Consider the following 14,532-nt stretch of genomic DNA (forward strand, 5'->3'; position numbering starts at 1 on the left):
CAAAACTTTTGAAGTTTTGCCGAAATCTACGGCCCACCGTGTCGGAGAACGCCCCGACCAGCTTTTGCAGCCAAGTCCGGCGCGCCGCTATACTGTTGTTTTATACAGTTGCAGTGACCACGGATCTTTCCACCAAGCCGCAGGCAGCGCCGTCCGATGAGGCCCGAACGGTGTCCGTCAAGGCCCTGTGCGCTTTCGGTGCCAAGGCGGGCGACCTCGACCTGCGTTTCGTGCCCGCGCCCAGCGCGCTCGAGGGCATGGCCGGCCACGCGCTCGTACAGGGCCGCCGCGGTGAGAGCTACCAGAGCGAAGTGGCGCTGGTCTCGCATTGCGGCGCGCTCAAGGTGCGCGGCCGCGCCGACGGGTACGACCCGCGCGCCCCCCGGGTCGAAGAGATCAAAACCTTTCGCGGCGACTTCGACGCCATCCGGGGCAACCACCGCGCACTGCACTGGGCCCAGGCCCGCACCTACGGCTGGATGCTGTGCGAACTGCACGGCCATGACCACATCACCGTGGCGCTGGTGTACCTGGACCTCGGCACCGGCGAAGAGACTGTGTTGGAAGAGCAGCACACCCGGGCAGCGCTGCAGGCGCACTTCGAGCTCTTGTGCGAACGCTACAGCGACTGGGCACAGAGCGAGGCCGCGCACCATGCCGCGCTGGACAGCGCGCTGGCTGGCCTGAAATTTCCGCATGGCGCATTCCGCGCCGGCCAGCGCGAACTCGCCGAGGCCGTGTACCGCGCCGCGGCGAACGGGCGCTGCCTGATGGCGCAGGCGCCCACCGGCATTGGCAAGACGCTGGCCACCATCTTTCCGCTGCTGAAGGCGCGCGCCGCACGGAAGATCGACAAGATCTTCTTTCTCACTGCCAAGACCTCGGGCCGCGCCGTGGCACTGGAAGCCTTTCGCGTGATGGGAGAAGGGTGCGCGCCGGTGCGCGTGCTCGAGCTCACCGCGCGCGAGAAGGTCTGCGAGTACCCCGACCGCGCCTGCAACGGCGATTCATGTCCGCTGGCCAAGGGCTTCTACGACCGCCTGCCCGCCGCACGCGAAGAGGCCGCGCGCGCAGCCCGGCTCGACCGTCAGGCGCTGCGGCAGATTGCATTGGCGCACACCGTATGCCCCTATTTCCTGGCGCAGGAAATGGCGCACTGGTCCGACGTGATCGTCGGTGACTACAACTACTACTTCGACGGCAGCGCCTTTCTCTACGCCACCATGAAAGATTCCGACTGGCGCGCCGCGGTGCTGGTCGACGAGGCGCACAACCTGCTGGAGCGCGCGCGCGGCATGTACACCGCCGAGCTCGACGGCCCGGCACTGGAAGAAGCCCACCGCGTGGCGCCCGCATCGGTGCGCGGCGCGCTCGGGCGGCTGTACCGCGAATGGGACACGGTGCAGCAATCGCAGACCGAGCCGTACGACACGGCCGATGAAATACCCGAACGCTTCGCCCGCACGCTGCAGGCGGCCAACACGGCCATGGGCGAATACTTTGCGGCCACGCCCGACGCGGTGCAGGGGCCGCTGCAGCGCTTCTTCTTCGATGCGCTGCAGTTCGCCCGGCTGGCCGATTCCTTCGACGACCATTCGGTGTTCGAGCGTACGCTGGGGCCCGCGATCGACCATCAGCAGCGCAGCCTCTCGATCCGCAACCTCGTGCCCGCGCCATTCCTCGAGCCGCGCTTTGCAGAGGCCGCGTCGGTCACCTGTTTTTCGGGCACCTTGTCGCCGTTCGCCTTTTACCGCGATGCGCTGGGGCTGCCGCCGGAAACGCTGCTGCTCGACGTGGCCTCGCCATTCCAGAGCCGGCAGCTGCGGGTCGAGGTGGCCATGAACGTGTCGACCCGCTTCCGCGATCGCGCGGGCTCGCTTCGCAGCGTGGCCGAGATCATCGGGGCCCAGTTCGAGCGCCTGCCCGGCAACTACCTAGCGTTCTTCAGCAGCTTCGACTACCTGGAAAAAGCCTGCGCGGCTTTCCACGCCAAGCATCCCGGCGTGCCGGTGTGGGTGCAAACGCGCGGCATGACCGAAGCCGATCGCCACGGCTTTCTCGCGCGCTTCGAGGAGGGCGGCCGCGGCATCGGCTTTGCGGTGCTGGGCGGCGCGTTCGGCGAAGGCATCGACCTGCCCGGTAGCCGGCTGATCGGCGCCTTCGTTGCCAGCCTGGGCCTGCCGCAGCACAACGCCCTGAACGAGATCACCCGCGAGCGCATGCAGGCGCGATTCGGCAAGGGCTACGAATACACCTACCTCTACCCAGGGCTGCAAAAGGTGGTGCAGGCCGCTGGCCGCGTCATCCGCACCGAGCAGGACGAGGGCGTGCTGCACCTGCTGGACGACCGTTTTGCGCGCGCCGAGATCCGCGAGTTGCTGCCGCCGTGGTGGGAGCTCCGCCTGGGCGGCTCGGCGCACGCGGGCAGGAAAGGAGAAGACGTCGATGCGGTCCGCTAGCCACATTCAGTTGGCCGACGAACCCGACCTGTTCGGCGAGGCGCCGGTGGCCGCGATCGAGGGGCTGCGATACGAGCGTGACTTTCTTACGCGCGCAGAAGAAGACGAATTGCTGCGCATCGTGCAAGGTTTTCAGCTACGCGAGATGCGCTACAAGGAATACACCGCACGGCGCCGCGGCATCAGCTTTGGCGGCAGCTACGACTTCGACAACCACCGCCTTCGGCCCGGCGCGCCGCTGCCAGAGGCGCTGCATCCGCTGCGCGCGAGGGTGGCCGCGTGGATGGGCATGGCGCCCGAAGACTTCATGCACGTGCTGCTGTCCGAATACAGGCTGGGCACTCCGCTTGGCTGGCACCGCGACGTACCGGATTTCGAAGACATCGTGGGGGTTTCGCTGCGCAGCAACGCCGTGCTGCAGCTGCGCCCTTATCCGCCGGCCAGCGCTTCCGCGCCTTCCAGCCTCCAGCTGCTCATCGAGCCGCGCTCCATCTACATGCTGCGCGGCGAAGCACGGTGGGCGTGGCAGCACAGCATCGCACCAACCGAAGCGCTGCGTTACTCCATCACCATGCGCACGCGTCGGCGTGCGTGACCTGCGGCGGGCCTGGTGGGAGGCTTCGCGGCCGGCTGTTTTACCGCGGCCTTCTTCATCAGGCTCGACGCGACCGAGAGGTCCTTGAGCCAGGCCTTCCACGCCGCCTCCCTTTGCGCGGGGTCGCCGCGCAGCAGGGCCGAGGGGTGCAGCGTGACCAGCACGCGGCGGCCGGTCGCCTCATCGTCGATCCACTGTCCGCGCTCCTTCATCACCGCGACCGATCGGCCGAGCAGGGAGCGCGCGGCCGTGGCGCCCAATGCGATATAGCCGCGCGGCTGCACGAGCTCCATTTCGCTTTCGAGCCAGTGGTGGCAGGCTTCGGCCTCGCGTTGGGCAGGGGTCTTGTGGATGCGGCGCTTGCCGCGCAGTTCGTATTTGAAATGCTTAACCGCATTGGTCACATACAGCTTGTCGCGTGACCAGCCGAGCTCGGCTACGGCGCGGTCGAACAGCTTGCCCGAAGGGCCGACGAAAGGGCGGCCCAACAGGTCTTCCTTGTCGCCCGGCTGCTCGCCCACCACCATCAGCACCGCGCCGACCGGCCCCTCGCCGAACACGGACTGCGTGGCGTAGGCGCCCAAGGGGCATTCCCGACAGGAGTCGGTGGCCACGCTCAAGGCTTTGAGCGCGGCGGTGGCTTCGTTGCGATGGGACACGACAACCGATCCCCGGCCAGCGTCATTCGGGCCGCACGCAGGTCAGTGCTTGGCGCCACCACGGCGGGCCTGGTTCTGGTTGCTGCTGCCGACGTGATCCTCGCGGTCATGGCGGCTCTCGGTGGTGCGGCGTGGTTCGTTGCGGGGCGTCGGGCTCTGGTGGCCGGCCTTGTTGTGCTGGGGAGGCAACGAACCGCGCTCGTCGGGCGTGTTGGGGTTCGTCTTGGACATGTGCTGCTCCTTCAAAAAAGAATGGATGGACATTTATTTGTCCGCGCCGGGCCCGCCGGCCGGTGTCGGATTTGGCCCACCTCAGGCGTCGTCCAAGCCTCATGCCACGAGCCGAAGACACGAAAAAGAGCCCAGTATTTGCCCATGTTCCAGATCGGACATTAATGTGTCTGATAGCAAGAAAAAGCGTCTGACTGAGGCTAAAACTCAACACTCAACCGCTATCTTTGTCGGTGCCAAGACAACTTGTGGCGCTCTTCGGCAGGGCACCCTGCACGCGGGACGGCCCTGCCACGCGATGTTGATCTGAACGCGCGGTTTTCGCCGCGCAACGTCGTTCAAGTGCATGGCTTTGCACTTCCTCCCGACCCGTTTGCCGTGCCGAATTCGCCCCGATACGATCCCGCGCCTTGCCCCAAAGGAATGCGCGGATGCCGCCAACGATTGCTTCTCCCTCGACGCCTGCACCGTCGAAAAACGCCGCCTGGCAGCAGCGCAGCCGGCGCCATGTCTGGCATCCGTGCACGCAGAGCATCCGTCTGGAAGCGGTGCCGCCATTGCCGATCGCGCGGGGCGAGGGCGTCTGGCTGTTCGACCACGATGGCCGCAGCTATCTCGACGCGACGAGTTCGTGGTGGGTCAATCTTTTCGGCCATGCGCATCCGGCCATCAACGCGGCGCTGAAGGACCAGCTCGACAAACTCTCGCACGTGATGCTCGCCGGCTGCACGCATGCGCCGGCCGTCGAGCTGGCCGAGCGGCTCGCCGCGCTGACCGGCCATGCACTGGGCCATTGCTTCTATGCCTCCGATGGCGCCTCGGCCGTGGAGATCGCGCTGAAGATGAGCTTTCATGCGTGGCGCAATGCGGGCCGCAGCGGCAAGCAAAGTTTTGTCGCGGTGCGGCGCGGCTACCACGGCGAAACACTGGGCGCGCTGCATGTGACCGACGTGCCGGTGTTCCGCGATGCTTATGCGCCGCTGCTCGCGAATGCGCACCTCGTTGCCTCGCCCGATGCACGAGCCGCACGGCCGGGCGAGCACGCAGTCGACGTGGCGCGGCGCGCCGCCGCCGAACTCGAATCGCTGCTGGCCGAGCGGCATGCCTCCATCGCTGCCGTGATCGTCGAGCCGCTGGTGCAATGCGCCACAGGCATGGCGATGCACGACCCCGAATACCTGCGCCTCGTGCGCGCGCTGTGCGACCGCTACGAGGTGCACCTCATCGCCGACGAGATCGCAGTGGGATGCGGTCGCACCGGCACTTTCTTCGCGTGCGAGCAGGCCGGCATCTGGCCCGACTTTCTTTGTCTCTCCAAGGGCATCAGCGGCGGCTACCTGCCCCTTGCGCTGGTGATGACGCGCGACGCGATCTACGAAGGCTTCGTCGATGATGACGTGGCCCGCAGCTTTTTGCATTCCCATTCCTACACCGGCAACGCGCTGGCCTGCCGCGCGGCGATCGCAATGCTCGACCTGTTCGAGCGAGAAGACGCGCTGCGGCGCAACCGCGCCCGTGCCGAACGGCTGATCGACCGGCTGCGTGAAGGGCTCCGCGGCATGCCCGTCGATCACCTGCGCCAGTGCGGAATGATCACCGCCTTCGACGCGCGCGAGCCCGGTGCGCGATTTGCCGAGCGCTTTCACCTGGCTGCACGCGCGAACGGATTGCTGATGCGTCCGATCGGCGCGACCGTCTACCTCATGCCGCCCTATGTGATCGGCGACGATGAGATCGACCTGCTGGTCGACGCCACGCTGGCCACGCTACAAGCGGTGGCCGCGCCCAGCCACGCAGACCACGCAGAAGGAGGCCGCGATGCCGCGCTTGCTTGAACTCTTGCAGGACGAGATCATGGCTCTCGACGCCAAGTCGCTGCGCCGCCGCCGGCAGATCGCCGAAACGGCCTGCGCGCCTGAGCAGTCCCTGACGCTGGCCGGTGCGACCGCGCAGCGCACCATGCTCGGCTTCAGCAGCAACGACTACCTCGGCCTTGCCGCGCATCCTGCGCTCGCGGCCGCGCTGGCCGAAGGTGCTGCCCGCTATGGCACGGGCAGCGGCGGTTCGCACCTGATCCTCGGCCACTCGCGCGCTCACGCCGAGCTCGAGGAGCGGCTGGCCGACTGGATGGGGCCGCATATCCCGGAGGCGCAAAGCCTGTTCTTCTGCACCGGCTACATGGCCAACCTCGCGGTGCTTTCGGCGCTCGGCGGCGCCGAGGCGGTGATCTTTTCCGAGTCGCTCAACCATGCGTCGCTGATCGACGGTGCGCGGCTGGCCAAGGCGCGGGTCGAGCGCTATCCGCACTGCGACGTGGCCGCGCTCGACGCGCAGCTCGGCGCCTGCGACGCACCGGTCAAGCTGATCGTGAGCGATGCGGTCTTCAGCATGGACGGCAACATCGCGCCGGTCGCCGAATTGCTCGCGTTGGCGGAGCGGCACGATGCCTGGCTGGTGCTGGACGACGCGCACGGCTTCGGCGTGCTCGGCGCCACGGGCCGTGGCGTGCTGCAGGCCATGGGCCTGCGATCGGAGCGGCTGGTGCTCATCGGCACGCTCGGCAAGGCGGCCGGGGTGTCGGGCGCCTTCGTGGCGGCGCATCGCACCGTCGTCGACTACCTCGTGCAACGGGCGCGGCCGTACATATTCACCACCGCCGCGCCGCCGGCCATCGCGCATGCGCTGCTCGCAAGCCTCGCGCTGATCGAAGGCGAAGAGGGCAAAGTGCGCCGCGCCCATTTGCAGGCCCGCATCGGACAGCTGCGCCGGGGCCTAGAGGCGATCCTGCCGCCGGACGGCAGCGCCTGGCTGCCGGATTCGCCCACCGCGATCCAGCCGCTGATCGTCGGCGACAACGCGCGTGCGATGCAGACCATGGCACAGCTCGATGCGCATGGTTTGCGTGTCGGTGCGATCCGCCCGCCGACCGTCCCCGCCGGCACCGCGCGGCTGCGGATCACGCTGTCGGCCAGCCACAGCGAGGCCGACGTGGCACGGCTGCTCGACGCCTTGGGCGATGCGCTGGAAGCGCCCTGGAAGAAGGCCGCATGAGCGCCAACGATGCACCAATGACGCACCGCCGCTGGTTCGTCACGGGCACCGACACGGGTGTCGGCAAGACGCTGGCCAGCAGTGCGATGCTGAGCTTGCTGGCCGCTTCGGGCCTGCGGGCGGTCGGCATGAAGCCGGTGGCCGCTGGACTGGAGCTGGTCGATGGTGCGTGGTGCAACGAAGACGTCGAGCATTTGCGTGCGGCCGGCAATGTCGACGTTCCGTTGGCCTTGCGCTGCCCGTATCTGCTGCGCGCGCCGATGTCCCCGCACCTGGCGGCGCGGGAGGAGGGCGTAAGCATCGAGTTGCAGCCGCTGCTGTCGGCCTTCGCATCTTTGTCGCAGCGCGCCGACGCGGTGGTCGTCGAAGGGGTGGGTGGGTTCTGCGTGCCCTTCGGCGACGACCTCGACAGCGCCGACCTGGCCGTGGCTCTAGGCCTGCCGGTGATCCTCGTGGTCGGGCTCAGGCTCGGCTGCCTGAACCACGCGCTGCTCACGGCGGAAGCGATCCGGGCGCGCGGCCTCGTGGTGGCGGGTTGGATCGCGAGCGTCATCGAGCCGGGCATGCTGTCGCCCGAGGCCAACCTTCAGACCCTGCGCGGCCGGCTCGGTGCGCCCTTGCTAGGCATCGTGCCGCACCTTGCCGAGCCCTCCGCGGCAAGCGCGGCGGCGCACCTCGATCTGCGCGCATTGCGCGCCACCGCGGCCCACGCCGCGCGGCAACGCTCAGCCGCGCTGGCCTGATTCGGCCAGGCGCTTGGCCCGTGCGCCGCTCTGGCGCTCGAGCATCCAGCCGGGGTACTCAGAGGGCAGCGAGCTCACCTTGTCGAGCGCGGCCAGCTCGCCCGCATCGAGCCGGATGGCCGTGGCGGCGATGTTGTCGTCCAGCTGCTCGACGCGCTTGGCGCCGACGATCACGCTGGTCACCACCTGCTGGTGCAGCAGCCACGCGAGCGCGATCTGCGCCACCGACACCTTGCGCGTCTCGGCCAGCTGGCGCATCACATCGATGCAGTCGTAGGCGCGCTCGACATTGACGGGCGGAAAGTCGAAGGTGGTGCGGCGGCTGCCTTTCTCGGCTTCAGTGTCCCGTCCGTATTTGCCGCTCAGGAGGCCGCCCGCCAGCGGGCTCCAGACCATCAGGCCGACGTTCTCGCTCCGCAGCATGGGTGCCAATTCGCGCTCCAGGTCGCGGCCCGCAATGGTGTAGTAGGCCTGCAGCGCTTCGAAGCGCGCGAGCCCTTGCCGCTCGGCGATGCCCAGTGCCTTCATGATCTGCCAGGCGGCCCAGTTCGAAACGCCCACATAGCGCACGTGGCCCTCCTGCACCAGGTTGTCCAGCGCGCGCATGGTTTCTTCAATGGGTGTGACCGGGTCGAAGCCGTGGATCTGGTACAGGTCGATGTGATCGAGTTGAAGGCGCCTCAGGCTGGCCTTCACGCCTTCCATGATGTGATAGCGCGAGGCGCCGGCCGAATTGGGGCTCTTGCCGGTTTCGCCCAGCACCTTGGTGGCGACCACCACGTTCTCGCGCGGCACCTTGAGGTTCTTCAGCGCCTGGCCGGTGATGGTTTCCGAAAGCCCCTCGGAATACACGTCGGCCGTGTCGATGAAGTTGATGCCGGCGTCCAGCGCACGGCCTACCAGGCTTTCAGCCTCGGACTGCTGGAGGTTGCCGATGTGCCCCCAGATGCCGCTCGCGCCGCCGAAGGTCATGGTGCCCAGGCAGAGCTCGGAAACGAACAGGCCGGTGCGGCCGAATTTGCGGTATTGCATCGCGCATTCCTCAGGTTGGAGGGTGGAGATTCCCCGAAGGGCCTGGCAAAAGTATCCCGCCGGCAGCGGCAGGGCGGCCAGCGCGTTCCTGCAAAGTCTTTGCCTATTTCTCCAGACCTCCGCACAGACCCGTGCAGATTCGCAGATGCGGCGCTAAGCTTTGAACCACCCGATCCTCCGCGCCGCCGCGGCGCCGTGAATCACCCCCCACAAAGCCCTGAACATGTCCGACGAAACACCCGAAATCGCTGCCGCCATTGCCCAGCCGATGCCGCTGGACCCGCAACTCGACGAAGCCAGGAAGGAACTGGTCGCGCTGATCAACCGCATCACGCGCGGCCGGGACGGCACCGTGGAAACGCCGGTGGCGGGCTTGCAGGTGTTCTGCATCAGCAAGCCCGACGGTCCCAAGCATGCCTTTGCGACGCCCGCGCTCGGGCTCATTGCGCAGGGTTCCAAGCGGATCATCGTGGGCGACGACATCTATGTGTACGACCCGATGCACTACCTCGTGACCTCGGTCGACCTGCCCGTGTGCGGCCAGGTGCGCCTGACGACGGACAACGAACCTTACCTCGGCGTGCGGCTGGAACTCGCGATCGACGACATCGGCGAACTCATCGGCGACGAGAAGCTGCCCGCCAAGGCCAACGCGCCCGCATCGCGCGGCATGTACGTCAACCGCATCGCCATGCCGGTGCTGGAGCCAGTGCTGCGCCTGCTGCGGCTGGCCGAAACGCCCGAGGACGTGCCGATCATGGCGCCGCTCATCAAGCGCGAGATCATGTACCGCCTGCTGGTGAACGGGGAGGGCGCGCGGCTGCGCCAGATCGCGCTGCAGGACAGCCACACCCAGCGCGTGGCCAAGGCCATCAGCGCGCTGCGCGTCAACTATGCGCAGTCGCTGCGCATCGAGGACATGGCGCGCGCGGTGCACATGAGCGTGTCGTCGTTCCATCATCACTTCAAGGCCGTAACCGCCATGAGCCCGCTGCAATACCAGAAGCAGCTGCGGCTGCAGGAGGCGCGCCGCCAGATGCTGATGGCGGGCGTGGACGTGGCAAGCGCGGCGCACAGCGTAGGCTATGAAAGCCCGTCGCAGTTTGCGCGCGAGTACAGCCGCATGTTCGGCGCGCCGCCGCTGCGCGACAAGCGGCGCTGGCTCAGCGACGCGCAGAACGACGCGCTCGGCGACGCCTCGGTACAGGCCGCCTGAGGAAAAGCCTTTGCTGCGGCCTACCGCAGCACGAGCACCGGCAGCGTGGAGTGCGTCAGCACGTGCTGCGTCTCGCTGCCCAGCAGCAGCCGCTTGATGCCCTTGCGGCCGTGCGAGGCCATCACGATCAGGTCGCACTTGTGCTTCTTTGCCGTAGCGACGATCGATTCGGCCACCAGGTCCGAGTTGGCGATGGCCGTCTTCAGCGGCACGCCGCTGGCGGCTGCGCGCGTCTCTACCGCGTCGAGCATGCCTTGCGCCTTGTCGGCCCATTGCTTCTCCACCCGCGCGATGTCTTCGGGGGAAAAGGACATGGCGCCGTCGAAATAGCTCTTCGGGTAGCGCGGCACCACGGTGAGCGCCACCAGGTCGGCCTCGTTCCGGGCCGCGATGGCGATGGCGCTGGTGACGGCTTTCTTGGAAAGCGTGGAGCCGTCGGTGGCCACGAGGATGCGCTTGAACATGGTGTTCTCTTCGGAGGAAATGTGCAGCCAGCTTAGGCACGCTGCCCCGCGCGCCCCTTGATGCAGATCAAACGAGAGCCTGGCCGCGGCCCTTAGCCTTGCCCGATGCAAGCTGCGCTCGCCCCTTTCTCCCCGGCCGCTGCGCTCCCACGGGCACCCCGTGAGGAGTGGCAGGTGCTCGATGATCCCTCCGAATGGACTGCGTTTGGCCGCGCGCTCGACGAAGCCGCCGGCGCCGCCACCGGGCGGTGGGAGTCGCAGGTGGCCGTGGAAGGCATGCATTGCGCGGCCTGCGGCCTCACCGTGGAAACGGCGCTGCTGCACGTGCCCGGCGTGCTCGAAGTGCAGGTCAACGCCGCGAGCCAGCGTGCGCGCGTGGTGTGGTCCGCCGCACAGACGCGGCCCTCCCGCTGGTTCGAGGCCTCCGAGGCCGCGGGCTATCGGTTGGTGCCGGCCGCGGACAGCTCCGCGCGCGAGCGCCGTTCGCGCGAACTGGGGCTTGCCTTATGGCGCTGGCTGGTGTCGGGCTTCTGCATGATGCAGGTGATGATGTATGCCTACCCGGCGTACATCGCGCAGCCCGGCGAGATGACGGCTGACGCGGCGCAGTTGCTTCGCTGGGCTTCGTGGGTGCTCACGCTGCCCGTGCTTTTCTTTTCGTGCGGCCCGTTCTTCCGCAGCGCATGGCGTGACCTGCGCAACGGGCGCATCGGCATGGATCTGCCGGTGGCCTTCGGCATCGCCATTGCCTTCGCGGTCAGCAGCGCGGCCACTTTCGACGGCGCGGGGGTGCTCGGCCGCGAGGTGTATTTCGACTCGCTGACCATGTTCGTGTTCTTCCTCCTCACGGGCCGCTGGCTCGAGGCGCGGCTGAGGGACCGCACGGCAGGCTCGCTCGAGGCCGTGATGAACCGCTTGCCCGACAGCATCGAACGCCTGGAAGCCGATGGCGGCTGGCAGCGCGTGGCAGTGCGCCGCCTGGCCGCGGGCGACGTGGTGCGGGTGCGCCCCGGCGAGGCGTTTCCAGCCGACGGCGTGCTGATCGACGGCGGCACCAGCACCGACGAGGCGCTGCTCACCGGCGAATCGCGTCCCGTGCCGCGTGCGCGCGGCGAGCGCGTGCTGGCGGGCAGCCACAACGTCTCGGCCACCGTGCAGGTGCGCATCGAATCGGTGGGCGAGGGCACGCGCTTCGCACAGATCGTGCGGCTGATGGAAAGCGCCGCGCTGAGCAAGCCGCGCCTGGCCCAGCTGGCGGACCGGATCGCACGGCCGTTCCTCATCCTCGTGCTGGCCTCGGCCGCCGGGGCCGCAGCTTTCTGGTGGCATGCCGATTCGAGCAAGGCTCTGATGGTGGCGGTGGCGGTACTGATCGTGACCTGCCCATGCGCGCTCTCGCTTGCCACGCCAGCCGCCATGCTCGCGAGCGCGGGGGCGCTGGCGCGGGGCGGCGTGCTGACCTCGAACCTGCAGGCACTGGAGGCGCTGGCCTCGGTCGATACGGTGGTCTTCGACAAGACCGGTACGCTGACTGGCGACACCCCGCGTCTTGAGCGCGTGTATTGCCGGCAGGGTTTGCGCCCCGGCGATGCGCTGGAGATCGGCGCGGCCCTGGGCGTGCACTCGCTGCATCCCGGCGCACGTGCGCTGGTGAACGCATGGAACGCCCAGTTCCGTTCGCCGCCCGCATGGGAAGTGACGCAGCCCGCCGAATTGGCGGGCCTCGGCCTCGAAGGCCTGCTGCGCCGAAGCGCGAGCGCCGACGGCCCCGCCCGCAGCGTGCGGCTGGGCTCCGCAAGCCATTGCAAGGTGCCGCCGCTGCAGGTCGAGTCGCCGCAGGTTCATTTGAGCGACGAAGAGGGCTGGCTCGCGAGCTTCGTGCTTGCCGAGGAACTGCGCCCGGACGCCGCCGCCGCGGTGGCGGCGCTGCAGGCCGAAGGCATCACGGTGCGCCTGCTCTCCGGCGACCGCGACAGCGCGGCCCGCGAGATCGCCGCGAGCGCCGGCATTCCCTTTGCCCAGGGCGGCTGTACGCCCGAAGACAAGCTGGAGGTGCTGTGGCGGCTGCAGGCCGAAGGCCGGCAGGTGGCGATGGTGGGCGACGGCCTCAACGACGGCCCTTCGCTGGCGCGCGCGAATGCGTCCTTTGCCTTCGGCCGCGCGGTGCCGCTCTCGCGTGCGCGGGCCGATTTCGTCGTGCTCGGCGATGCGCTTTCGTCAATTCCGCGCACCATCGCGCAGGCGCGGCGAACGCTGCACGTGGTGCGGCAGAACCTTGCATGGGCGGCAGGCTACAACGCGCTGTGCGTGCCGCTGGCCATTGCCGGCTGGCTGCCCGCGTGGCTCGCGGGCCTGGGCATGGCGGCGAGCTCGCTGGTGGTGGTGCTCAATGCGGCGCGGCTCGCGGCCGGGGACACCGGGAACAAGGCGGTTCGCTGATGGACATCCTCTTTCTCCTGATCCCGCTGTCGGTCGTGCTGGTGCTCGCCATCCTCGGCGGCCTGTGGTGGGCCATCGAGCGTGGGCAATTCGACGACATCGAGATCGAAGGCGACCGGATCCTGCAAGGCGATTGATCTGCATCAAACCCGCCAGAGGGGTGCGCGGGGACACTGGCTGCAGTCCATCAAGAGGCAGCACGATGCAAGAACCCAATCCTCCCGCAGCGGCTTACGACGATACCGTCGTCAGGCAGTTCGCCCTCATGTCCGTCGTCTGGGGCGTGGTCGGCATGCTCGTTGGCGTGATCATCGCCTCGCAGCTGGCATGGCCCGAGCTCAACCTTGGCATTCCATGGCTCAGCTACGGCCGCCTGCGGCCGCTGCACACCAACGCGGTGATCTTCGCGTTTGGCGGCTGCGCGCTCATGGCCACCAGCTTTCACGTGGTGCAGCGCACTTGCCAGGTCCGGTTGTTCGCACCGGCGCTCGCGTCGTTCGTGTTCTGGGGCTGGCAGGCCGTGATCGTGGCCGCCGCAATCAGCCTGCCGCTGGGCTACACCACGGGCAAGGAATACGCCGAACTCGAATGGCCGATCGACATCCTCATCGCGGCGGTGTGGGTGTCCTATGCAGTCGTGTTCTTCGGCACCATCGGCGTTCGCAAGGTGCGCCACATCTACGTTGCGAACTGGTTCTTCGGCGCGTTCATCATCGCCGTGGCCTTGCTGCACATCGTCAACAGCGCCGAGATTCCTGCCGGCTGGATGAAGAGCTACTCAGCCTATGCGGGCGTGCAGGACGCCATGGTGCAGTGGTGGTACGGCCACAACGCGGTGGGCTTCTTCCTCACCGCGGGCTTCCTCGGAATGATGTACTACTACATCCCCAAGCAGGCAGGCCGGCCGGTGTATTCGTACCGGCTCTCCATCGTCCACTTCTGGGCGCTGATCTTCACCTACATGTGGGCCGGCCCGCACCACCTGCACTACACGGCGCTGCCGGACTGGACGCAGTCGCTGGGCATGGTGTTCTCGCTGATCCTGCTGGCACCGAGCTGGGGTGGAATGATCAACGGCGTGATGACGCTCTCGGGCGCCTGGCACAAGCTGCGCACCGACCCGATCCTGCGCTTCCTCATCGTGGCGCTGTCGTTCTACGGCATGGCGACCTTCGAGGGACCCATGATGTCCATCAAGACCGTCAACGCGCTGAGTCACTACACCGACTGGACCGTCGGCCACGTGCATGCCGGCGCGCTCGGCTGGGTCGGATTCATCACCATGGGCTCGCTCTACTACCTGATCCCGCGCATGTACGGCCGCACGGAGATGTACAGCGTGAAGGCCATCGATGCGCACTTCTGGATCGCCACCATCGGCATCGTGCTGTACATCGCCGCCATGTGGATCGCCGGTGTCATGCAGGGCCTGATGTGGCGCGCCATCAACCCCGACGGCACGCTCACCTACACCTTCGTGGAGAGCGTGAAGGCCACCTTCCCGTTCTACGTGGTGCGGCTGGCCGGCGGCCTGCTGTACCTGGGCGGCATGCTGGTGATGGCGTGGAACGTGTGGATGACCGTGATCTCGGGGCGTTCGGTTCCGGCGTCGATCCCATCCGTTGCCATTGCCCACGCCTGAG

13 protein-coding genes are annotated in these 14,532 nt (G+C 67.7%); 9 read left to right on the forward strand and 4 right to left on the reverse strand.

Annotated elements, in window-relative coordinates:
- Positions 1 to 113: 113 nt before the first annotated feature.
- Together J2X92_RS17085 and J2X92_RS17090 are read left to right on the forward strand one after the other, a co-directional pair.
- Positions 114 to 2,459, forward strand: a complete 2,346-nt coding sequence (locus J2X92_RS17085) for an ATP-dependent DNA helicase (protein ID WP_307577120.1) — start codon at positions 114 to 116, stop codon at positions 2,457 to 2,459.
- Positions 2,446 to 3,054, forward strand: a complete 609-nt coding sequence (locus tag J2X92_RS17090) for an alpha-ketoglutarate-dependent dioxygenase AlkB (protein WP_307577121.1) — start codon at positions 2,446 to 2,448, stop codon at positions 3,052 to 3,054. Before J2X92_RS17085 ends, J2X92_RS17090 begins: the two co-directional genes overlap by 14 nt.
- Here the strand turns inward: J2X92_RS17090 and J2X92_RS17095 are convergent.
- Positions 3,018 to 3,713 (reverse strand): UdgX family uracil-DNA binding protein, encoded by a 696-nt coding sequence (locus J2X92_RS17095; protein WP_307577122.1) that lies wholly within the window; start codon positions 3,711 to 3,713, stop codon positions 3,018 to 3,020. The genes J2X92_RS17090 and J2X92_RS17095 overlap by 37 nt on opposite strands.
- Before the next feature lie 42 nt (positions 3,714 to 3,755).
- Positions 3,756 to 3,944, reverse strand: coding sequence for a hypothetical protein (locus J2X92_RS17100; protein ID WP_307577123.1), 189 nt, complete (start codon positions 3,942 to 3,944; stop codon positions 3,756 to 3,758).
- Between the two features lie 431 nt (positions 3,945 to 4,375).
- Between J2X92_RS17100 and bioA the strand changes: the two genes are divergently transcribed.
- Genes bioA through bioD form a run of 3 tightly spaced genes read left to right on the forward strand, consistent with a single transcriptional unit; the run spans position 4,376 to position 7,738 of the window.
- Positions 4,376 to 5,779 (forward strand): adenosylmethionine--8-amino-7-oxononanoate transaminase, encoded by a 1,404-nt coding sequence (bioA, locus tag J2X92_RS17105; RefSeq protein ID WP_307577124.1) that lies wholly within the window; start codon positions 4,376 to 4,378, stop codon positions 5,777 to 5,779.
- Positions 5,763 to 6,995: an 8-amino-7-oxononanoate synthase gene (bioF, locus tag J2X92_RS17110; protein WP_307577125.1), complete on the forward strand. Its 1,233-nt coding sequence runs from the start codon at positions 5,763 to 5,765 to the stop codon at positions 6,993 to 6,995. The genes bioA and bioF overlap by 17 nt, the downstream gene beginning before the upstream one ends.
- The gene (gene bioD / locus J2X92_RS17115; protein ID WP_307577126.1) at positions 6,992 to 7,738 is read left to right on the forward strand and encodes a dethiobiotin synthase; all 747 of its coding nucleotides are present in this window, start codon (positions 6,992 to 6,994) and stop codon (positions 7,736 to 7,738) included. Before bioF ends, bioD begins: the two co-directional genes overlap by 4 nt.
- Here bioD and J2X92_RS17120 read toward each other — a convergent pair.
- The gene (locus tag J2X92_RS17120) at positions 7,721 to 8,770 is read right to left on the reverse strand and encodes an aldo/keto reductase (RefSeq protein ID WP_307577127.1); all 1,050 of its coding nucleotides are present in this window, start codon (positions 8,768 to 8,770) and stop codon (positions 7,721 to 7,723) included. The two genes, bioD and J2X92_RS17120, sit on opposite strands and share 18 nt — an antisense overlap.
- Positions 8,771 to 8,993: 223 nt before the next feature.
- On the opposite strand from J2X92_RS17120, the gene J2X92_RS17125 reads away from it, so the two are divergent.
- Complete coding sequence (locus J2X92_RS17125; protein ID WP_307577128.1) at positions 8,994 to 9,986, forward strand: AraC family transcriptional regulator; 993 nt, start codon at positions 8,994 to 8,996, stop codon at positions 9,984 to 9,986.
- Positions 9,987 to 10,006: 20 nt separating this feature from the next.
- Here J2X92_RS17125 and J2X92_RS17130 read toward each other — a convergent pair whose 3' ends face one another.
- Complete coding sequence (locus tag J2X92_RS17130; RefSeq protein WP_093022581.1) at positions 10,007 to 10,450, reverse strand: universal stress protein; 444 nt, start codon at positions 10,448 to 10,450, stop codon at positions 10,007 to 10,009.
- A 105-nt stretch (positions 10,451 to 10,555) separates the two neighbouring features.
- On the opposite strand from J2X92_RS17130, the gene J2X92_RS17135 reads away from it, so the two are divergent.
- The 3 genes from J2X92_RS17135 (at position 10,556) to ccoN (ending at position 14,531) form a co-directional block, all read left to right on the forward strand.
- Positions 10,556 to 12,889 carry a heavy metal translocating P-type ATPase gene (locus J2X92_RS17135; RefSeq protein WP_307577129.1) on the forward strand — a complete coding sequence of 778 codons (2,334 nt, stop codon included), beginning with the start codon at positions 10,556 to 10,558 and terminating at the stop codon, positions 12,887 to 12,889.
- Positions 12,889 to 13,026 carry a cbb3-type cytochrome oxidase assembly protein CcoS gene (gene ccoS, locus J2X92_RS17140; protein WP_055797198.1) on the forward strand — a complete coding sequence of 46 codons (138 nt, stop codon included), beginning with the start codon at positions 12,889 to 12,891 and terminating at the stop codon, positions 13,024 to 13,026. Before J2X92_RS17135 ends, ccoS begins: the two co-directional genes overlap by 1 nt.
- Positions 13,027 to 13,091: 65 nt before the next feature.
- Positions 13,092 to 14,531, forward strand: a complete 1,440-nt coding sequence (gene ccoN / locus J2X92_RS17145) for a cytochrome-c oxidase, cbb3-type subunit I (RefSeq protein WP_307577130.1) — start codon at positions 13,092 to 13,094, stop codon at positions 14,529 to 14,531.
- Position 14,532: the final 1 nt, after the last annotated feature.

The organism is Variovorax paradoxus (genome assembly GCF_030811855.1).
Taxonomy (GTDB): domain Bacteria; phylum Pseudomonadota; class Gammaproteobacteria; order Burkholderiales; family Burkholderiaceae_C; genus Variovorax; species Variovorax paradoxus_L.

Excerpts from the sequence above, each read along its gene's own strand:
- J2X92_RS17090 (WP_307577121.1), top strand. The coding sequence starts at position 2,446 with ATGCGGTCCGCTAGCCACATTCAGTTGGCCGACGAACCCGACCTGTTC.
- J2X92_RS17100 (WP_307577123.1), bottom strand. The coding sequence starts at position 3,944 with ATGTCCAAGACGAACCCCAACACGCCCGACGAGCGCGGTTCGTTGCCT.
- bioA (WP_307577124.1), top strand. The coding sequence starts at position 4,376 with ATGCCGCCAACGATTGCTTCTCCCTCGACGCCTGCACCGTCGAAAAAC.
- bioF (WP_307577125.1), top strand. The coding sequence starts at position 5,763 with ATGCCGCGCTTGCTTGAACTCTTGCAGGACGAGATCATGGCTCTCGAC.
- bioD (WP_307577126.1), top strand. The coding sequence starts at position 6,992 with ATGAGCGCCAACGATGCACCAATGACGCACCGCCGCTGGTTCGTCACG.
- J2X92_RS17120 (WP_307577127.1), bottom strand. The coding sequence starts at position 8,770 with ATGCAATACCGCAAATTCGGCCGCACCGGCCTGTTCGTTTCCGAGCTC.
- J2X92_RS17125 (WP_307577128.1), top strand. The coding sequence starts at position 8,994 with ATGTCCGACGAAACACCCGAAATCGCTGCCGCCATTGCCCAGCCGATG.
- J2X92_RS17130 (WP_093022581.1), bottom strand. The coding sequence starts at position 10,450 with ATGTTCAAGCGCATCCTCGTGGCCACCGACGGCTCCACGCTTTCCAAG.
- J2X92_RS17135 (WP_307577129.1), top strand. The coding sequence starts at position 10,556 with ATGCAAGCTGCGCTCGCCCCTTTCTCCCCGGCCGCTGCGCTCCCACGG.
- ccoS (WP_055797198.1), top strand. The coding sequence starts at position 12,889 with ATGGACATCCTCTTTCTCCTGATCCCGCTGTCGGTCGTGCTGGTGCTC.
- ccoN (WP_307577130.1), top strand. The coding sequence starts at position 13,092 with ATGCAAGAACCCAATCCTCCCGCAGCGGCTTACGACGATACCGTCGTC.